This window comes from Metabacillus niabensis, from assembly GCF_902829255.1.
GTDB lineage: Bacteria > Bacillota > Bacilli > Bacillales > Bacillaceae > Metabacillus > Metabacillus niabensis.
Genome location: NZ_CADEPK010000353.1, coordinates 24,748 through 45,736, shown reverse-complemented (window position 1 = coordinate 45,736; position 20,989 = coordinate 24,748). Strand labels below are relative to the sequence as shown.

The following is a 20,989-nucleotide window of genomic DNA, read 5'->3' as shown; positions in this document are numbered from 1 at the left end:
GTTGGTTAAATCGAAGGATCGGTTTTGTTTAAATTTTGTTTAAAAAAGGGGGTTGGTGTTTTGGAAAAGTTAAATAAAATGAAAGCCTACTTCAGGAAAGGAGGGAGAATTAATGAATTTATACACTTAAACAAACGTTTGAATAACACTCAAAATCGTAATTTGTGTATATGAGGAAGGAAGTTTCTAGGGTGTATTTGTGAAGCTTTTCGGTGGTTTCCTCATGCAATGCTCGCTTTCTGTGTGGTTGAACACCTGCTTACTTCTCACCAATCCCACATAAGTCTCGAAAATAAAAACCCCTTCATATCATTATGAAAGGGGAGAATAGATAGAAATGGTCGTTCCATCGTTTGATGAATCAATCGTCCATTGAAGGCCCATTTCGTTTATCATGACATTAACAATCGTAAGACCGATTCCTGCACCTTGATGTTCACTTTTTTCCTGAAAGCCTGTGCCATGATCTTTAATAAGCAATTGACCGTCTTTTAAGAAAAAACCGATATATTTGCCATCTGAGGCATGTCGGATTACGTTTTGTAGCAGGTTTTCGATAATTCGCTCCATCCATTGTGGATCAATTTCCCAACTAATTGCTTCAGTTTGAATGTCGATGTCAATTTCAAAGTCCTTTTCCTCAAAAACTGGGTACCAGCTCGCGGCGATTTTTCTTAAGAAGCGAGTCATCTCCGTTTTTTCTGGATGAAATGGATATTTTTTCGCAGATAGAAGGGTGTACGAAAACAAATTGTCGATTAGTTTGCTGACATAATCAATTTTTTCATCTATCGATGCAAGCGCATTGCTGCCTTTTGCTGTCATGACTTCTTCTTTTAGGAGAGAAAGCTGAGCACGAATCGCTGTTAATGGTGTTCGCAGATCATGTGATAAATTAGCGATTAAATCTTTTCGTAATGTTTCTTCCTTTTGCTCACGGAGGCGGCTTTGTTCTAGCTCTGTTATCATCTGATTAAAGCTGTCCTCAAGCTGGCCGATTTCATCCATTTTTGAAATGGCAATCGTTTGGGGAATTCCAAACTCACTTTTATTTTGCATCGCATTAGATAAACGAAGCAATCGTTTATGAATTTTTCTAAAGAATAGCCATGATATTAAAATAAATACTAGTAGGAAGAGAACTAGAACGTAAATATAAACGTATCCAAAGCGACTCATATGTTTTTGAAGAAGAGGCTCGACTAAGGAGCGCTTCACTTCAATGACCATGAAGCCGTCTGATAGGTTATTACCAAGGAAGGCGACAACGGTAAATGGATCGGAGTTATAGTGATCCTTCATATATTGAACAGTAAAGGATGCTGTCCACTGCTCAGGTAGGTTTTTTTTATACGAGAATTTGTCTCGGGTTTTCCCGTTTTTGTCGACCCAAAAGATATGGGAATCATCGTACTTATTGTGAAGGGTTGCTAGTTGCTGCTTTATTTGCTCATCACTAGCCCCTTGTAACTTTTTCGCTTCACTGTGCCATTCCTTTTCTAACTTTTCAAAGCCATCATATGCATCTGATTTTTTCTGATCATCTATGGCCATTAGCGGAAGTGTGACAATTGTTGAAATGATTGGCATTGAAAATGGGATTAGCAATACCGCGAAGAAAATGATCAGTAAGTATTTAAATTGTAATGATTTTACTAGCTTCATGCTCTCACCCTGTAGCCGATTCCACGGATCGTTTCAATGATTTCAGGTTGTGATGGGTTGATTTCTAGCTTTTCTCGTAAAAAACGAATATGGACCATGAGCGTTTTATCTCCCTCAATATAAGGCTCCTCCCAAACCCCTTCATAGAGCTGCTCCTTTGTGAGAATTTGATTTAGGTGACGAAGAAAATAGGAGAAAATTTGAAATTGCTTGCCTGTAAGGAGAATTTCTTCACCTGTTAATGAGTTGATAATGAGATTGCTAGAAAAGTCGATTTCTAAATGCTTTATTTTCCTTTTAGACGTTGTTGTCCGGTCAAACCTCCGCAATAAAATCTCCACACGTTTTGCTAGCTCATCGGGGTGAAAGGGCTTCGTTACATAATCCTCAGCAAATTCAAGGCCCTCGAGCTTGTCCTCAATTGAACTGCGTGCTGATAGCATAATAATTGGCATCTCAGGCTTTGCCCTCTTAATACGCTTTCCGATGGAAAACCCATCTAAACCAGGCAGCATCACATCTAAAATCACCAAATCAACATCAGCGAAGCTCTCCGGCAAGTTGAGCCCAGACGTCAACCAAACAACCTCATACCCTTTAGCCGTCAACTCATCCTTAACCCACTGACCGATCTCAACATCATCCTCTATATATAAAAGTCTCATACTAAACGAAACACCCTCCTTCATAGTAAATATCTTACAGGAGAATTGATATGGGGGACAGTCCCCAAAACAAAGATAATCAACAAAATTTAATTGTACAAGTGGAATTGGGGACTGTCCCCAAAAAATAAAAAAAGCACCTATCCTTATCATTTTGCAATGATTGAAGGGTAGATGCTTCTTATTAAAGCAGTAAAAGGGCATGATTTGGGGACTGACCCCAAATTATGCCCCTTTACCAATAATTAGGTGAAATATGCAAGCGTGGGGACTGTCCCCCTTACTTAAGCCACTTCGCAAATGCTTTAATGGTGCTTGTGAAGTCCTTTATTGCGGTTTTAGATAGGGTTTCATAGAGCGCTGGAAAGTCCTTTTCGATGACCTTTGTCCAAAACTCTTCATTGTTACATTCTGCCCAGCTTGTGAGGGTAGGGTATGATTCTAGAATGATTCTTAAATCAAAGAGACTGCTACGATATTTACGTATTGTCCCTTCAGATTTCCCATCGGTTTTTTCCTTATAAAACTGAACGATATCATCTGAATAGAAGTTGTTCACCGTATCAGGTGTGAAACCAAGCTGTTCCAAGTATTCGATATCCTTTTCGTTCACGACTGGCTGATTTGCTTTGACAACCTCTAATGTTGATGTTCGCGCTTCGCCACCTGTAACAAATGGTGATAATGGAAGACCGAGCTTCTTCCGCATTGAATTGTAATCAGCGGTTATCTCAACTTTGTCAAATTGCTTTTTCACTTGTAAATACATATTATACTCGATTTGTTTTAATAGATTATCGGCATCATCAAATCTTCCAGCCTTAACTAATTCCATAATCGAGAGACCATCAAATTGACGAAGAGGGCGATCGAATACAAAGCGAATATCATTTTGTGCGTATAAGGCAACATACTTTGGTGTATCATTGTCTAATGTCACCATGACATCGCGAATCTCTGCTTGGAACGGTATTGTAAAACGACTAGTTTCTTCCTCTAAGAAGGTCAAAACACCACGGTCAAGTAAATCTTGAATCATCGCTTTAAACTCATTCACATGTTCCAAAGCAAGACTATTATATTTTAATCTATTTTTTTCAATAAATAGCTTTCCATATACTTCAGCTAAAAAGACAGGCTGAGAAAATTCGCTATCTGTGTATTGATACCAACTACCAGCGAGGCTACCTTGCTTTTTCTCATCTTCCCAAACATCAATCTCAAAAGATTGTTGCTCTTGAAGGAAGCTAGTTAGCTTGAGTTCATCTTCAACTTGATAGTGAAGAATATATTCTACGATTTCCTGGTCAGGCTGATTTTCTCTTTGCTCGTCAAACATCAATGCCGTTAAAATTTCTGGATAATAATCTAGTAAAATTTGTTGATGATCCTGCTTTTTCTCTTCAACAAGAGCTTGTACCTTTGCCATAGCACGAGCCACCCCATCGGGACCTTCAAGGCTGCGAACACCGTTGAAATAATGCAAGTCTTCAAACGGCTCGAGCATTGTGATTGTTCCGAACCATGGGGCAAAATAAGGAACATTTTCTTTCGAGTTTGCTACCTTAAACGTTTCAGATGTGAAGACATCTTCAAAGGTAAGAGTCTCGTCCTGTTTTTCGACACACTGAACAATTCTCGGTGTTAACGTATTCCAAGTATCCGCCATTTTTCTTTCATCCTCTGAAAGTCGTCCACCGGTCTCGCGAATAAACCATTCAATACCGCGAAGTCCGTTTTCAAAGCGATGGAAAAAATAAAGCCAATATTGAAAAAGGCCTTTAACGAGTCTTTCCTCAATTTTGTAATTTGTCCGTTTTTTAAATTCTGATTGCAATTGATAATATGAAGTAGGAGGGACCTGCTTTGTGATAAAATCACGCACTTGTAAAACGAGCGCTTGTTTCGCTTGAAAAAATTTCTCTTCCTTTACTTCATGTAGCTGAATGATGCTTTCTTTTTGCAAACAGCATTTTTTATATTTTTTTCCACTTCCACATGGACATGGATCATTTCGTTTTATAGCCAAAAATATCACCTATCTATCTTTACAGTTAAATTTACAGACATATGTGATTTTAGATGATTAAAGAAAACTATTCAAGTTTTCATGATTGAAATGAAACTTTCTACCTTCAATATCCGTACTATAAGTTGTATGATAAAGATAAGATTTCACTTCAAATAGGAGTCGATATAAATGAGGCAAATTGCAAATTTTTTTATACGCTCATCGGTAGCGACCGTTTCAACAGGGACGGTTTGGCTTGTCAGCTATTTCGCACTTAGCCAGCCTTATCTGCTCGCCAGCGCATATGCCGTAGGTGGAGGAGCAGTCGCTTACTATTCTGTAAAAGGGATAACAAATCAAAAATTTTTAAAACAGAATCAACTTTCTCGCAAAGAATACAAATACATTAAGAAAAATTTACAAGAGGCGAGCAAAAAAATCAGCAGGCTGCGAAAATCGCTCTTACATGTTCGCTCGCTCTCATCAATTAAACAAAATCTTGAGATTTATCGAGTCGTGAACAAAATTTATACGATTGTCAAAAATGAGCCAAAGCGTTTTTATCTCGTCGAACCATTTTTTTATTCCCATTTAGATTCATTAGTAGAAATTAGTGAAAAATACGCCTTTTTAGCCTCACAGCCGAAGAAAAATGCCGAATTAAGCATTTCATTAAGTGAGACGCGCAGGACTATTTCAAGTTTAGGCGAAACATTAGAAAAGGATTTATATGATGTTCTTGCAAAGGATCTAGATAACCTGCAATTTGAAATTGATGTTGCCAAGCTTACTATTGATAAAACGAATAATCGAACGTAAGGAGTTATGAGGATGAATCAACACAACGAACTAGATGATTTATTAGCGAATCCTTTTGGGGAAAATGAACTAGTTATTGATAAGGACGAACAAGCAGTTGAAAAGCCGAAGCGATTAATCGATGTACTACCTGAAGAAAATCGTCAGAAGGCGATTGAGCTTGCGGCGCAAATTGACCCGAAAAATCAACAGGCGATCTCACTTTATGGAACTCAAGCTCAATCAAAGCTATTAAACTTCTCGCACACGATGCTCGACCATGTGCAAAAGAAGGATAGCGGAGAAATCGGCGAAATTATTAGTGATTTAATGAAACGGCTTGAGCAAGTAAGCCCGGATGATTTAAAGCCTGAAAAGAAAAACCTGATTACACGGATGTTTGGAAAAATTTCAAACTCTGTTCAAGAGGTGTTATCACGCTATCAAAAAACGGGAGCACAAATTGACCGAATTAGTGTGAAATTGGATCATTCAAAAAATGAGCTGCTCCGCGATATTAATGTTTTAGAGCAACTCTATGAAAAGAACAAGGAATATTTCCACGCCTTGAATGTCTACATTGCAGCTGGTGAATTGAAGCTCGAGGAATTAGAGAAAAAGCTTATTCCTGAGATGAAAAAGAAGGCCGAACTAACCCAAGACCAAATGGCGTTCCAAGAGGTAAACGACCTCATGCAATTTGCTGACCGTCTTGAAAAACGGACACATGACTTAGTATTGAGCAGACAAATTACGATTCAAAGCGCACCGCAAATTCGCTTAATCCAAAGCACGAACCAAGCGCTAGTCGAAAAAATTCAATCGTCGATTACAACAGCGATCCCGCTTTGGAAAAACCAAGTCGCCATCGCCCTTACACTTCTTAGACAAAAAAATGCTGTTGAAGCGCAAAAGCTTGTTTCAAAAACAACAAATGATTTATTGCTGAAAAATGCTGAATTACTAAAAGTGAACACAATTGAAACAGCGAAGGAAAACGAACGCGGTCTCGTCGACATCGATACGCTGAAAAAGGTCCAAGACCACCTTGTCTCAACACTTGAGGAAACGTTGCGAATTCAAGCAGAAGGACGTGCAAAACGCCTTCAGGCTGAACAGGACCTTGCTTCAATGGAAACAGATTTAAAAAATAAGTTAGCAAGACTATAAAAAACGAAGCCCCATCTCGGTTAATATGAGAAGGGGCTTCGTTTTTTTGGATGGGGGACAGTCCCCAATCCTTGCTTATGACACAACTATTTATAACGATTGTTTTTTAATATTGAATGGATGCTTTCAATTTTATAAAAATATGACCTAATTAGACCTAATGGGAAAGTCTAGAGAAAGAATCAGCCTTAACTTCGCTCATCTTGTTCAAGAAATGATTCATCTGGCAATTGTTTAAGCTCTCTTTCAATCTTCCTCTGTGGCGAATGCTCCCTCGGTTCCTCAACAGTAGTGTCTCCATTAAAAGCATATGCACTACCAACCGACAATAAATAAAAAAGAATAAGCAAAAAAATAGCAATCTGTTTCTTCGTCACACCATACACCTCCTAAATCCTTCTAGCACCTATTCTCGTCAAAAAGAAACAAATCTAAACGTGAAAAACTAACACCTCAAACCCGAGGGACAGTCCCCCGCCCCTTATTGGGGACTGTCCCCAATAAGCGATAAATCCTAATATTAATAGGTTTCTAGCTTGTAAGGTGGGCGAAACAATAGAAATTGGGGACAGTCCCCAAAAAAATCATAAACCTTCAAAAATAGATATTGATTGGATCGTTTTGGTATGATGAAAGTAAGGAAATGAACGGAGAGGGACAGTCCCCAAAACAAAGGTGGTGGGGACTGTCCCCGCCAAACGTCCCTACAAAAGGAGGTTTTTCAAAATGAACAAACAAACTATTCTGATTGTTGAAGATGAAGAGAAAATCTTGCGTTTGCTTGAGCTTGAGCTTGGTTATGAAGGGTATGAGATAGGGAAGGCGATGGATGGAGTGGAGGCGCTTGATGCTTATCGTAATGGAAAGTGGGATTTAATTTTACTCGATGTGATGCTACCTGGGCTAAGTGGTATTGAATTGCTTCGGCGAATTCGCGCGAATGACTTAGTAACACCAGTTATCCTTTTAACGGCAAAGGGCTCAGTTGAGGATAAAGTATCTGGTCTTGACTTAGGGGCAAACGACTACATCACAAAGCCATTTCAAATCGAGGAGCTGCTCGCAAGAATCCGTGCGGTTTTACGAATGCGCTCCAATCTGCCAACACAAACGGAAGCAGAGACAGGAGAAGCTGATGAGTGGCTTACTATCTCTGATTTAAAACTAAACGAAAAAACCCGTGAGGTTATCAGACAAAATCAAGAAATCGACCTAACACCAAAGGAATACGACCTGCTTCTCTACCTGCTCAAAAACAAGCGTCAAGTGCTAAATCGTGATCAAATACTAGAGGCTGTTTGGGGCTATGACTACTACGGTGATACCAATGTTGTTGATGTGTACATTCGCTATATTCGAAAAAAGCTTGACTATCCATTTGAAGCACCGCTTATCCATACCGTTCGTGGTGTTGGGTACGTGCTAAAGGACGCAAAATGAGATTACGAAATAAAATCAACCTATACACAGCAGTCCTTTTTGTATGTTTATTACTCATCATGAACATCTCAATCTATCTTGTTTTTAGCAACCTCATGATAGCGAATGAACGAAACCAAATAAAGGAAGAAACTGAAAAAGTAGCTAAGGATATCAGCCAAGGGATAAAACAAATCAACCCAAACGAGCTGCTTCGTGCCTATGTGCCGATAAACGGAAAGGTTCAAGTCATAGCTGAAAATGAAGCATCTCTTATATCCGGTACATCGATAACAGAAAAACAATTAAGTGAACGAAAAACGGAATACTACCAAGGGGAAACAAGTAAAATCATCACCTTTCAGCAAAAAAAGTATGCCTTCGCATCGATACCAATTATTTGGTCTGACGGAAGCGTTGTAAACCTACAATTAACAAGCAGCATCGCAGATATCGAAGAAATTTTATCAACTCTTCGCATTGTGTTAATTATCGTAACGCTGATTGCGATGATACCTGTTATATTATCAAGTCGAATTTTAAGTAATCTTATTACCCGGCCCATTCAATCGATGATTGCCACGATGAAGGAAATTCAACGAAGCGGTCAATTTAAACGCCTCACACTTAATAAAAAATCTAAGGATGAGCTCTTTGAAATGGGGAGCACATTTAATCATATGATCGATCTATTAAAAACAAATTTTGAGAAGCAGGAGCAATTTGTTGCAAATGCATCACATGAATTAAAAACACCGTTAACGATCATTGAAAGCTATGCTGATCTATTAAAAAGACGTGGGAAGGATCGCCCGGAATTATTTGACGAGTCGGTTGAGGCAATCCATTCTGAAGCAATCCGAATGCGAGAAATGACCGAACAACTCCTGCTTCTTGCAAGACATGACGACCAATGGAAGCTTGAGATGAAGCAAATGAATTTACCCGAAACAGTAACAGAATCGGCAAAGGTCTTTCAAAATGCGTACCAGCGAAAAATCAACATTCAAAGTACGGAAGATATTTTTGCAATAACGGATGAGCAAAAGCTAAAGCAGCTACTCTTTATCTTTTTTGACAATGCAAGGAAATATAGTGAAGACGAAATAACTGTACACATAGGTAAACTTCAGGAAAGTCCTTACATCAAAATAGAGGATAGGGGAATTGGGATACCAAAGAGTGACCTGCCGAAAGTGTTTGACCGATTTTTCCGTGTCGACAAAGCGAGAAGCCGAAAGCAAGGAGGGACAGGCTTAGGACTTTCGATGGCAAAGGAAATTGCCGACGCAATCAATGTTCGGATCGAGCTCGACAGTCTTGAAGGAGTTGGGACAACTGTAACATTGTTTTTCTCAGCAAATTCTCATTTTCCTAAGCTATAATTCAAGCAATAAACGTTTAGAGAGGTGGAAAAATGAAAAAAACGATATGGCTAATCGGCATAGTCCTAGCAGCTATCCTTCTTGTCTATATTGGCTTCCAATGGCTCTCACCGGCTTTTTCAGCAAAAGCATTAACAGAGGAAGAAGCAAAGAACGTAGCTTTGGAACGATATGCTGGTGAAATCATAAAAACAACTAAGCAAAATGATAAATATCAAATTGAGCTTCAGGCTGAGACAGGGCTCTACCAACTAGAAATTGACGCAACTAGTGGTGATATAATCTCAGTTTCTCAGCTACAGAAGCAAGTGAACAAACAAGAACAACGAACAGAGGAGCAACCAAAGCAATTAACTGAAGCCGAGATAAAAGAACGAATTTCCTCTCAAGGGACAGTTAAATCACTGAAGCTAATTGAAGGAGAAAAACCTCATTATGTAGCAGTCATTGATCAAAATAACGAAGAGATTACGTTAGAGCTTGATGCTTACACAGGCGAGACAACGAAAGAAACGCCAAATGCAAAACCTTTGTTGGAAGAAGAGGAAGCAATAGAGATTGCCAAGAAAGAGTTTAAGAAGGAGGGGGAGGTTGAAGACGTAGAATTTTTCCCTTCTGGTGAGCCAACTCCTTATTACCTTGTCGAAATCGAAGGAGAAGATGATGAAAAAACCTATGAAATTGATGCTTATACTGGTGAATTAAGAAATATTTTTGATAGCTCTATAGATGATGATGACGATGACTCTGAATAAAATATTATCATTTTCTCATCAAATTTTAATCTTTCTCTCTCTTTCCTCTCATCTAAGGTGTTTAAAGTAGTACATGTAAGAGAAAAACAATCTTAGGAGGAAAAGAAATGAAGAAAATTATTGCGATTACATTAGCAGCCGTTGTTGTTCTTGGTGGCGGAGTAGCAATCAATCATAGCTTTGCAGAGGAAAAACAACCAGCTGATGTCATAGGGATTGATAAAGCGAAGGAAGCAGCGCAAAAAAAGGTTGATGGGGTTGTCGAGGATGTCGAGCTTGAAATGGAAAATGGTAAGTCAACTTATGAAGTAGAGGTAGATAAAGATAATAAGGAATATGACATTCATGTTGATGGTACAACAGCAGCTATTTCAAGAGTAGATGAGCGTGACGACAACGACGATGATGATGACTTTGATGACACGAATGCAACAGCTAAAAATAAAACGGTGATTACAGAAAAAGAAGCAATTGAAATCGCTAAAACAAAAATTGACGGAGAGCTAATTGAAATTGAATTGGATGATGATGACGGTCGTTATGAATATAACATGGAATTTAGAACAGCAAACGGTGAAGCAGAAATAACAGTAAACGCTGAAACAAAGGAAATCATTGAGCTAGAGCATGATGATGAGTAAGCAAAATCGAAGGGTCAGTCCCCAAGACTGGCCCTTTTCATCTAGATAAAAGCAAAAATCTACGCTATGATAGGTATTGAGATTGGGTAATTTTAGTAGGAGGGAATAAAGATGACGAGTACTGTTAAATTTGATTTGCATACCCACCATCATCGTTGCGGTCATGCGATAGGGACAATTGAGGATTATGTAAAGCAAGCGATTGAGTATGGACTACATTATATTGGTATTTCCGATCATTCACCTTATTTTTATAGTGATGAGGATCAGCTCTATCCAACAATTGCGATGGCAAAAAGTGAATTTGTTCCGTATATTGAAGAAGTCCTCCGTCTGAAAGAAGCATACAAGGATAAAATTCATGTTCTTTTAGGTGTAGAAAGTGATTTTTTCCCAAACCATGTAAACATTTACCGTGATCAATACCTCTTACATCCTATTGATTATATTATTGGGTCTGTTCATTATGTACAAGATGTCAATATTTTTAAGAAAGATCGCTGGGACGGATTGTCTACAGAACAACAGATAAAAGTGAAAGAGGAATATTACACTCTTATCCAACAGTCAGCAAAAAGTGGTTTGTTTCAAATCCTTGGACATATTGATGCGATGAAAGGCTTTTATCCAGCGTTTTCCGATATCAAGACTGATATTATTGAACAAACATTAAAAATCATTTCTGATTCAGATGTCGCGATTGAAATTAATACTTCAGGAAAAACAAAGGATTGTGGTGGCTGGTATCCTGCTGACGATATTTTAGAACGGGCGCTTTATTACAATGTTAAGGTAACCTTTGGCTCAGATTCCCATAAACCAGAACGAATTTGTGATGATTTCGACCTTGTCAGAAAAAGATTGAAGGAAATTGGTTTTAAAGAATGGGCATATTTTGTTGAGAAAAAAAGGGTGATGACTAGCCTATAATGTTTGGTGGACTTTTGACCTATTTCACGATAAACTAGCAGTAAAGATAAAAATTGATTACTTATACATATAAGCAGCTTCAACACGACATCTAGACTTAATTTAAAAATAGCTTTTCCGGACTTGGTAAAGCTATTTTTCTCACGGAGAATGAAAGCGGTTTAAAATGGTGGATGGAGAGTTGAGAATGGAGTATATCTTAATCATACAAGGGATCTTTATCATTGTGTTGCTCGTATTATATTTAAGAGGGGAATACTTGTTAAATAAAAAGGGGGACCAAATATCTCTAATCGATAGTGAGGAAAGCTGGGAACAACGGTTAAATGGGAATAGACGAAAGCACTATCGACTGGGAATTGAGGATGTTATTTGTTCAATTGAAATTATTCATTTTGGAAGCTTAGATAATCAGATGAACAATACGGAATTTGAAGGATATATTGATAATATAAGCGCGGGAGGATTAAAATTTACGACAAAGCAAGACCTACCAGTAAAAGGTAACATCACAATAGAGGTGAAATTTCAAATAAAAGAGAAAAACTATGCAATCCATGGGAAAATTGTAAGAAGAGAAGAATTATTAGAAAACGAACTTTACGGATACGGAGTCGAATTCAACCACTCCTCTCGCTCACAAATGATAAACCTAACAAACACCCTACTACAACTAGAAATCGAAACCTTGAAAAAAGCCCGCTGATGTGGGGACAGTCCCTACAAAGACAGTATTTCTAAAAAACTAGCTAGGGAAAATCAAAATGTAATAGCTGGTTGGGGACAGTCCCCAACATAATCAGCTTTAGTTATATTTATTTTTCACCTTGCGAAAAAGGAAGCGAATGAAAATAAAGAAAATCGCAATTACGACATAAATGAAGAATATGGCAAAGAATCCCCATAGACCGATGATCGCATCAGCAAACTCCATATTTCCTCTGTTCGTTATCCCTTGTTGGATTTCGATCGCGAATACGAGTACAAACATAAAGGTTAATGTATATAAAAAGGCAATGATCTGGATACCATATGGTAATTTAGACAACCACTTTGACACTACATATACACACGCAAACGTTGTCATCCCAATAAACCCCATAATCCAAAAATGCATATCCTTATCAGACATTTGCAGCCCTAACACATCATTCAACACAACAATTAATAGATCATGAATATTATTCATAATCTCAACAAAAAAACGAATCCACTCTCCCATATAACCTCTCACTCGCCCCACATATCATTTTTACCCATTATACCACGTAAATAAAAAATGGGGGACAGTCCCCCATCATAGCAATGCGTTAAAATAATAAAGCGGGGACAGTCCCCAAATTACATTCCACTAAAAATCAAAAACATTCCTGCAGCAAAAAGCAAAATAAATAATAATATTAGAAGGATAGCGATAATTAAAATAATCCAGCCTACGACCTTTCGTCCAGTAACGATTAAATAAATACCTAAAACAATTGGTCCGAATAAGAATCCTAAAATTCCCCATAACCAAGGGCTACGATTGAACTTAGGAGCATCAATTGCTAAATAAATTGCAATCACTATGGATACAATAAAACCAAAAGATAATTCCATTATATATCCCTCCCAAATATCCGCTTACCTTATAGGATATGGTTAGAAATTAAAATTATTCATATGGGGGACAGTCCCCCAATCAGTTAATGCGTTAAAATCACAAAGTGGGGACAGTCCCCAACAACAAAAAAATGCCAGCCCCTACAGGCTGGCATTCCAATTAATTTGCGTTCGCAGTGTTTGCGGGAATTTCTAAATGCTCCTTCAGTTGATTTGATAATGCTAATCGTTCTTCTTCAGGAACTAAATAATACCAGATACCGTCGATTCTCTCATTAGCACCTTTTACTTGGAACTGTTCTAATTTTTTGCTAGCTTCTTTATAGTTCGCCTGGATATCCCACATTTCATCGAATGTTAGATTTGTTTTTACATTGTCACGAACGACGCCGAACATGTCACCAAATTTTGTAACAGATGAGATGTTGGCACCTTTTTTAATAACAGCCTCGATGATTTGGCGTTGACGCTCTTGACGACCGAAGTCACCGCGTGGGTCTTCCTTACGCATTCTTGAATAGGCTAAAGCCTTTTTCCCATCTAATTGAATAGTCCCTTTAGTAAAATGATATCCTTCGTATGTGAAGTCTAAATTGTTCTCAACCTCTACTCCACCAACGGCATCTACCGTATCTTTAAAGCTTTCCATATTGATTTTCACAAAATAATCAACAGGCACGTCTAAGAAGTTTTCAACAGTCGCAACAGTCATTTCAGTTCCACCAAACGCATAGGAATGGTTGATTTTATCTTGCTTCCCTTTTCCGATGATTTCTGTTCTTGTATCACGAGGGATACTAACCATTTGTGTTGATTGCGTATTCGGATTCACCGTCATTAAAATCAATGAATCAGAACGTCCGCGGTCACCTTCACGCTCATCGACACCCATTAGCAGAATCGAAATTGGATCCTTTTCGGTAAACTTCACTTCTTCTGTACGTTTATCTGATTTATCTCTACCAATATCCTCATGGATGCTAGCAACTGTATCGGCAGCTGTTTTGTATAAATAGACTGCATAGCCACCTGTACCTAACACAAGTACCCCAATGATACTAAGTACGATCCATAGCCATTTTTTCTTCTTACGTTTCTTTTCACGCATATATCATTTCATCCTTTTTTAATAAATTTAATGTTTTAGCCTATAAAAGATTATAGTTCTCTCCTACTATTATCACAATCTTTTTTTGTAAAAAAATGTTTCCAATTATGCGTATTTAGTTGACAGTTACACACTACTTGAAGGTTACTAGAAGACGCTAAGTAAAATCTAACAAATTTCGCCGCTAATTCAGCCTTTAGGGGAAAACAACCTAGTTATTTAAAGTCTTACATTATTAAGACGTCTAGCACATCGGAAAAGTTACAAAAAAATAAACGAAAGGGGGGACAGTCCCCGAAACTCGGCTTTTGTAGAAATTTGTCTAAAAGATTTGCTATCTAATAAGCAAAAATATCACTATAATGTTTCTTACAATATATAGAAATTAATAGGAGGAAAGACGAGCTTGATTAAAAGAATTGTTACTTTATTACTAGTTTTTACGGTGATTTTTACAATGGTAACGCCATTTTCAGCTAATGCTACTGCTGCTTTAAGTGATAGCATACGTCTATTACCAGCACTTAGCAATGAAAAAGGCATCCAGCTTCAATGGGAAACGACTACATCGTCCGAAGTTGAAGAAAGCTTTACATTAATCAAAAATAATGCACAGAGCACAATTGCAAGTGCACAATTAATCTCAGAGAAAACGGGCGAAGAGGGTACAATACATAAGGTTTATCAGTTTATTGATGACCAAGTGATACCTGGGGAAACGTATCAATATTCCGTTACACGAAATGGTGAGGAGGAGCTGAAATCTGAAGCAATCTCCGTCACATATACTCAAGCGGAAAAGCTAGAAATAAATGCAACAAACGTGTCAGAAACTGGATTTGAGTTAAATTGGACTGAAATCCAATTAGCGGACGCTTATCAAGTATTACTTGATGGAAAAGTCATCAAACAAGTTGGTCAGACTACACAATATCAAATGAACAACCTTGAAGATGGGACAAGCTATACAATTAGTGTTCGTGCCATCCAAGGCGAGGAAGTCATTGCAGAAGCAACAAAGCAGGTTGAAACACTAGCGGCAACAACAAAAGCTGTCGAAAAATCAACTGAACAGGCTCAACAAAGTGAAGAGCCAGCTGTAACTTCTACGGAAGCAACAGAAGAAGCAGTTACAATTCCAGATAAAAACTTAAAACGAGAAATAAAATCAGCCCTAAAGCTAAATCGTGATGAGATATATCCATCTGATTTAGAAAAGCTTACTTCACTTGATGTCTCTTACTTAGACATTCATGATTTGACAGGCTTAGAAAAGGCAACGAATTTAACAGAGCTAAATTTAACAGGAAATTCATTGTCTAACTACTCTAGTATTCAAAAACTAACAAGCCTTAAGTCTTTAAATCTATCAGAAACAGATTTTGCTGATTTAACAGCATTATCAAGCCTGAAAAATTTAGAGGTGCTAGATATTAATCTTACAAATGTAACGGATATATCTGCCATTACAAATCATCCAGCATTAAAAGAATTAAATCTTAGCTATCTTGAGCTTCATACACTTTCACCAATTCAACAGCTAAATCAATTAACAACATTGATAGTCTATGGGGAAACGTATGCTCATTTAAACGACCAAATAAATGAATTAAAGAAAACAGGCTTAACAATCTATAGTGATCTAGGGAGTTCTGTTTATTTATATGAAATAAAAGCGACCGAAAATCGTGCAACATTGGAGTGGGAATATGAAGGTGATGAGGATGTTGCGTATTATGAAGTAAAGGTTGCTGAGCAAACGACAAAGGTAGCAGCCGAAGAAAATACGCTAGTCATCGATTCATTAACTAGCAATACGGAATACCGTGTTGGGCTTTTTGCTTATAACAGCAAGGGCGAGGTTATCGCGAGTACGTTAGAAACGTTTAAAACATTGCCAGCCCCATCAGGTGAGGCCGTTCAATTTAAGGATGAACGACTTGAAAAGGCGATAAAAGCAGAGCTTGGTATTGACCGGGCAATTTACGAAAGCGATATGAAGTCACTAACAGATCTATTATTAGATTATAAAAAAATCAGTGACCTTTCAGGACTAGAAAAGGCAGTAAACCTTGAATATTTAAGTGTTGATGGAAATCCAATTAAGAACTTTGAACCAATTTCCCATTTAACAAATTTAATCAGTCTCTCATTAGGTAATACGGGAATAAGTGATTATTCTATTTTAGAGAATTTAACTAATTTAGAGTTTTTATCTCTACATGAAAATAATCTTGAAAGTATTGATGCATTGCCAGCGTTAGAAGGTTTAACGTATTTAAATCTTTACATCAATAACTTGAAAAATTTGAAAGGTATTGAAAAATTTCCAGCATTAGTTTCACTTGATGTCGATGATAACCCATTAACATCAATCGCAGGGCTTAACAAGTTAACTGAATTAGAATCAGTTTTATTAAGCAATACATCATTAGACAATATTGATGAGTTATTAAAATTAGCTAATCTTAGCGAAGTTTACCTTTACGGGAATGACTCATTAAACCTTGAGGATGAATCATCTCCGGCACGACAAGTAGTTGAACAGCTAAGAGATAAAAATGTACAAGTTGAATTTGACAGTTCAGAAGAAGAGCCTGGGGAAGAATGGCTGGATGTATACATTCCAACGGTAACAGAAAACAGAATGGATCTGTTCTGGGATTATTACGGTGAAAGTGAAATCACTAAGTATGAAGTATATGTAAATGAAAAGCTTCATTCAACCGTATCTGGTGATGAAATGTATTTGGAAATGGATAAGCTTACACCAAATACAGCATACACGATTGTTGTGAAGGCATATGATGCAAACGGTGAGCTAGTGATTAGCAGTGAGCCAATCACTGAAACAACATGGTCGGAGCCTTCAGGTGAAACAGTTGTCTTTAAAGATGAAAATTTAAAAGAGCTTGTAAAAGAGCAGCTTGGAATTGAACGTGATCCAAGAGTAAGTGATATGGAAAGATTAACTTCATTCTATATTTACGGCTCAGACATCGAGGATTTAACAGGCTTGGAATATGCAACAAATCTATATGACTTAAATGTGTTTGACCATCAAGACGGTCCATTAGATTTATCAGCAATTCAAGGCTTAAAACAATTACGTTCTATTTTAATAAGTGATGCGCAAATTAAAGATTATTCTGTTTTTGCAAAATTACCTGATCTTGAAGCTCTAAATATAACAAATAGCAATGTAAGTGATCTTTCCTTCTTAAGTGGAATGAAAAACCTAACAGAATTGTCACTTGAAAATAATCAAATAAAGGATATCACTGCTCTAGCAGCACTAACAAACTTAACTTTTGTTAATCTAGCAGACAATAACATTTCAGACCTTTCCCCATTAGAAGGGTCAAAACATCAATTAGTCTATTTGGATGTAAGTGGTAATCCGATTGAGAATATTTCAATACTAGCTCAATTTGATCAAATAATCGAATTAATTTTAGATAGAACAAAAATTACTGATATCTCTCCATTAGTAGAGATGGACAGCTTAGGAATGGTATCTCTTTATAATATTTCATCGCTTGACTTAACTGAGGGAAGCGCAAATGCTCAAGTGATTAAGAAATTAAAGGAATATCATGTCCATGTTAATACTGAGGTAGATAGCAAGGCTGATATAATCATTGACGATGTAACAGAAACAACTGTTTCGTTCTCATGGGGACAAATGCTACCAAATGGAGTTGGGAAATACAAGGTTTCCTTATATTCCTATGAAAGTGATGAGCCAATTATCGAGGAAGAGATTGATAGCTCGATTAGAAGTCATACGTTTAAAGGACTTGACCCGTTTACAGATTATTACATTACGGTTGATGTGACTGAGGAAGGATATGAGAATACTCTATATGCTGAATTCACAACATTACCTATCGAAGGAACTGTAAAGGACGTCAGCATGTATGTATACAAAACAGCTGAAGCTCCTGAAGCTGGTGCAGCCTTTGACCTTTACGGATTAGATAAAGAAAATGAAGATGTCTATTATTTTGGCGAATCAGATGAACAAGGTCAATTAATCAATTATGCAACAGAGGAGTCAATTGACATTTTTACTCTTCCTATTGGGAACTATGAAATTGTCTTTACTACAGTGGACGGTAAAGAATATGTGTTCCAATTTGAAATTACAAGCACTGACGATTATCTTGAGAACCCACTTTTCTTCTTATTAGAGGATGAGGGAGACAAGGAGCCTGTAACACCTCCAACTAATGGGGAGAATCCAACAGACCCAATTCAAGGTGGAGGGGACAAAGAACCGACTCAAGGTGGTAATGACAATGCTCCGACACCAAATAATGATAGTGAAAAACCAACAGCTCCTATCAAAGTAGTTGACAAAAATGGAAAAGATGATAATGTTTTAACACCAATTAAAGCTGGTTCATCAGAAAAAACAAAAAATGAGCTTCCGGAAACAGCTACAATGATGTATAACCTATTACTCATTGGTTTCATTGCTTTATGTTTAGGTGCTGCAGTATTATTTATCCAAAAAAGAAAACAAGTTAAAAATAGTTAAGCGGTAGAAGGGGACATTTAATGTTCCCTTCTTTTTTTGTTTATCCCACAATGCCAATTTTCCGGAGAACAACACCTCAGGCTGGAGGAGGAGCTTATTTGTTATAACATCGCAACACCTCCCCTATTTCTTACTAGATAAGAAATAGAGTTTACTAGAGTAAGTGAGAAGAAAAAAGAATGGAAATAGTTTGAAATGCCTTTGTTTTTGTGTATAATTTTGAATAGAACATGTCGAAAATTGGAGGATTCTTGTTTTGAATAAGCTTTATGTCTTACTAACAGTAATAGTGTGTGGGGCCGCAATCATTATTGGTAATCTACACTGGAATCATAAAATCTCCGCAAAGGCAGAGAAAACGGTAGCTGAAAAAAAGGTCGAGCAAGTGAGTCCTGTTGAAGAGGAAACTTCCTCCGAAAAGAAGGCGATCGATGTGACTGCACTCTCTGCGAATCTACCAAAAGAGGTACAAGAAAAAATAAAAAATGCTGTAAATACAAAGAAGCCTTTACAGTTCGTCATTTATGGTTCAGATTCAACGGCAACAGACAAAGAGGCATGGCCAGAACTTTTCAAGAAACAATTAACCGCATCATATGGTGAAGGAATCTTTAACATAACTGTTCTTTCAGAAGGAACGAAGACATCAAGAGAAGTTGTAGATGAAAAGTCGTATGAACAAGTAAGTAATGCAAAGCCTGACATCATTCTTTATGAACCGCCTATGTTAAAGGATAACGAAAGTGTAATCGGCATTGAAAACACACTGAAAAACATCGAAACGATGATGGACGCATGGAAGGAAGTAAATGAAGATGTAACGATATTCATACAACCTTCAAATCCATTATACAATGCTAATTTTTATCCAAAGCAAGTAAATCAATTAAAAGAATATACAGAAACGAATGACATTGTTTATTTAAACCATTGGGAAAATTGGCCGGAATTAGATGATGAAAAAATGGAAGATTATTTAGCAGATATGGGTGAACAGCCTAGCTTGCCTAATCAAAGCGGGCATAAGGTATGGGCGGATTACCTAACTAAATATTTTATCGGTAAGTAGACAGGGGAGTGCCCTTGTCTATTTTTTTTGAGCGAATATCCCTTGCAGTAAATTTAATGATGTCACTTAATGTAGAGAATGTAGAGCTAAAGGGAAAATCAATTAGTGACAAACCGGAAACCTAGATAAGCTTAAAACTAAGTACTTAAATGAGTGCATAATTATTTTTTCTAGCTAATGAGCCAAAGCATTTCCTCGAGTAAATTGAACTTTATAAATATTAAAATTGCGTATTAATAAGACTAATCATGCAGAAAATTTACGAAAGATTAACGTTGGTATGCGTAAAATACGATAAAATGAATACGTATCTATAGTAGTTACTTATTAAAGGAGGAGTTATCATGCAAATTAAAAAAGCAATTATTCCTGCAGCTGGACTAGGGACGAGGTTTCTACCAGCAACGAAGGCGCAACCGAAGGAAATGCTGCCGATTGTTGATAAACCAACCATTCAATATATTATTGAAGAAGCTGTAGCCTCCGGAATTGAAGATATATTAATTGTTAGCGGGCGTGGAAAGCGGGCGATTGAGGATCATTTCGACAAATCGTATGAGCTTGAGGAAACGTTAGCAAATAAGGAAAAGTGGGACATCCTAAACGAAGTTCAGAAAATTTCTGAGCTGGCAAATATTCACTATATAAGACAGAAGGAACCAAAGGGTCTCGGTCATGCGATCTATTGTGCACGAAGATTTATCGGCAATGAGCCATTTGCTGTCATGCTTGGAGATGACATCGTTCAAACAGTAACTGAGCCTTGCTTAAAACAGCTAATCGATGTTTATGACATGTTCCAAAGTACAGTTGTTGGCGTTCAAAAGGTTGCTGAGTCTGAAGTATCTAAGTATGGAATCGTAAGCTATCGAGAGGAATTAGCGAATGATGTCTTTAGAGTCGATGATATGGTGGAAAAGCCAACACCTGAAGCAGCACCTTCTAATAGTGCAATTCTTGGCAGGTATATCCTAACACCTGAAATTTTTGATATTTTAAGTCAGCAAAAGCCAGGAGCTGGTGGGGAAATTCAATTGACAGATGCATTAAAGCAGCTTTCCGCACAACAGCAGGTTTTAGCCTATCACTTTATCGGGAATCGATATGATGTTGGAGATAAGCTCGGTTTTATTAAAGCAACGATAGACTTTTCCTTACAACGAGAAGATATAAAGCATGATTTACTCTTATATTTGGAAGATATCATAGCGAAAAAGAACGTTTAAAA

The 20,989-nt window shown here is 37.4% G+C and carries 18 protein-coding genes; 11 read left to right on the top strand and 7 right to left on the bottom strand.

Translation table 11 applies throughout. The annotated features are described in order from the left end of the window. Positions 1–312: 312 nt before the first annotated feature. The 3 genes from HU235_RS20095 to HU235_RS20085 form a co-directional block, all read right to left on the bottom strand. Positions 313–1,665, bottom strand: coding sequence for a HAMP domain-containing sensor histidine kinase (locus HU235_RS20095; protein ID WP_174881363.1), 1,353 nt, complete (start codon positions 1,663–1,665; stop codon positions 313–315). After that, positions 1,662–2,330, bottom strand: a complete 669-nt coding sequence (locus HU235_RS20090; protein WP_174881362.1) for a response regulator transcription factor — start codon at positions 2,328–2,330, stop codon at positions 1,662–1,664. Before HU235_RS20090 ends, HU235_RS20095 begins: the two co-directional genes overlap by 4 nt. 280 nt (positions 2,331–2,610) lie before the next feature. Then, entirely contained in the window at positions 2,611–4,359 is a 1,749-nt protein-coding gene (locus tag HU235_RS20085) for a YecA family protein (RefSeq protein WP_174881361.1), read from the bottom strand. 171 nt (positions 4,360–4,530) lie between these two features. On the opposite strand from HU235_RS20085, the gene HU235_RS20080 reads away from it, so the two are divergent. Both HU235_RS20080 and HU235_RS20075 read left to right on the top strand, forming a co-directional pair. After that, positions 4,531–5,160 carry a 5-bromo-4-chloroindolyl phosphate hydrolysis family protein gene (locus HU235_RS20080; protein ID WP_174881360.1) on the top strand — a complete coding sequence of 210 codons (630 nt, stop codon included), beginning with the start codon at positions 4,531–4,533 and terminating at the stop codon, positions 5,158–5,160. Between the two features lie 12 nt (positions 5,161–5,172). Continuing rightward, entirely contained in the window at positions 5,173–6,309 is a 1,137-nt protein-coding gene (locus HU235_RS20075; RefSeq protein WP_095299712.1) for a toxic anion resistance protein, read from the top strand. Between the two features lie 188 nt (positions 6,310–6,497). Here the strand turns inward: HU235_RS20075 and HU235_RS20070 are convergent, their stop codons facing one another. Next, positions 6,498–6,686, bottom strand: coding sequence for a hypothetical protein (locus HU235_RS20070; protein WP_095299713.1), 189 nt, complete (start codon positions 6,684–6,686; stop codon positions 6,498–6,500). A gap of 349 nt (positions 6,687–7,035) precedes the next feature. On the opposite strand from HU235_RS20070, the gene HU235_RS20065 reads away from it, so the two are divergent. From HU235_RS20065 to HU235_RS20040, 6 genes are all read left to right on the top strand, one after another. Beyond that, on the top strand, positions 7,036–7,749 hold the full coding sequence (locus HU235_RS20065) for a response regulator transcription factor (protein ID WP_145581599.1): 714 nt from the start codon (positions 7,036–7,038) through the stop codon (positions 7,747–7,749). After that, positions 7,746–9,113 (top strand): sensor histidine kinase, encoded by a 1,368-nt coding sequence (locus HU235_RS20060; RefSeq protein ID WP_095299715.1) that lies wholly within the window; start codon positions 7,746–7,748, stop codon positions 9,111–9,113. Before HU235_RS20065 ends, HU235_RS20060 begins: the two co-directional genes overlap by 4 nt. 32 nt (positions 9,114–9,145) lie before the next feature. Then, the gene (locus HU235_RS20055) at positions 9,146–9,868 is read left to right on the top strand and encodes a PepSY domain-containing protein (protein WP_095299716.1); all 723 of its coding nucleotides are present in this window, start codon (positions 9,146–9,148) and stop codon (positions 9,866–9,868) included. 107 nt (positions 9,869–9,975) lie between these two features. Next, positions 9,976–10,509, top strand: a complete 534-nt coding sequence (locus HU235_RS20050) for a PepSY domain-containing protein (RefSeq protein WP_174881359.1) — start codon at positions 9,976–9,978, stop codon at positions 10,507–10,509. Positions 10,510–10,620: 111 nt separating this feature from the next. Continuing rightward, complete coding sequence (locus HU235_RS20045; RefSeq protein ID WP_174881358.1) at positions 10,621–11,439, top strand: histidinol-phosphatase; 819 nt, start codon at positions 10,621–10,623, stop codon at positions 11,437–11,439. A gap of 187 nt (positions 11,440–11,626) precedes the next feature. Next, the gene (locus tag HU235_RS20040; RefSeq protein WP_170944301.1) at positions 11,627–12,145 is read left to right on the top strand and encodes a PilZ domain-containing protein; all 519 of its coding nucleotides are present in this window, start codon (positions 11,627–11,629) and stop codon (positions 12,143–12,145) included. Positions 12,146–12,244: 99 nt separating this feature from the next. Here the strand turns inward: HU235_RS20040 and HU235_RS20035 are convergent, their stop codons facing one another. The 3 genes from HU235_RS20035 to tagU form a co-directional block, all read right to left on the bottom strand. After that, on the bottom strand, positions 12,245–12,661 hold the full coding sequence (locus HU235_RS20035) for a hypothetical protein (protein ID WP_174881357.1): 417 nt from the start codon (positions 12,659–12,661) through the stop codon (positions 12,245–12,247). A 119-nt stretch (positions 12,662–12,780) separates the two neighbouring features. Further along, complete coding sequence (locus tag HU235_RS20030; RefSeq protein ID WP_095299721.1) at positions 12,781–13,038, bottom strand: hypothetical protein; 258 nt, start codon at positions 13,036–13,038, stop codon at positions 12,781–12,783. A 163-nt stretch (positions 13,039–13,201) separates the two neighbouring features. Further along, on the bottom strand, positions 13,202–14,149 hold the full coding sequence (gene tagU, locus HU235_RS20025) for a polyisoprenyl-teichoic acid--peptidoglycan teichoic acid transferase TagU (protein ID WP_174881356.1): 948 nt from the start codon (positions 14,147–14,149) through the stop codon (positions 13,202–13,204). Positions 14,150–14,555: 406 nt separating this feature from the next. Between tagU and HU235_RS20020 the strand changes: the two genes are divergently transcribed. The 3 genes from HU235_RS20020 to galU all read left to right on the top strand — a co-directional run bounded on the left by HU235_RS20020 (position 14,556) and on the right by galU (position 20,987). Then, positions 14,556–18,692, top strand: a complete 4,137-nt coding sequence (locus HU235_RS20020) for a leucine-rich repeat domain-containing protein (protein WP_174881355.1) — start codon at positions 14,556–14,558, stop codon at positions 18,690–18,692. Between the two features lie 256 nt (positions 18,693–18,948). After that, on the top strand, positions 18,949–19,761 hold the full coding sequence (locus HU235_RS20015) for an SGNH/GDSL hydrolase family protein (protein ID WP_095299724.1): 813 nt from the start codon (positions 18,949–18,951) through the stop codon (positions 19,759–19,761). A 344-nt stretch (positions 19,762–20,105) separates the two neighbouring features. Continuing rightward, the gene (gene galU, locus HU235_RS20010; RefSeq protein ID WP_095299725.1) at positions 20,106–20,987 is read left to right on the top strand and encodes a UTP--glucose-1-phosphate uridylyltransferase GalU; all 882 of its coding nucleotides are present in this window, start codon (positions 20,106–20,108) and stop codon (positions 20,985–20,987) included. The last annotated feature ends 2 nt before the right edge of the window (positions 20,988–20,989 follow it).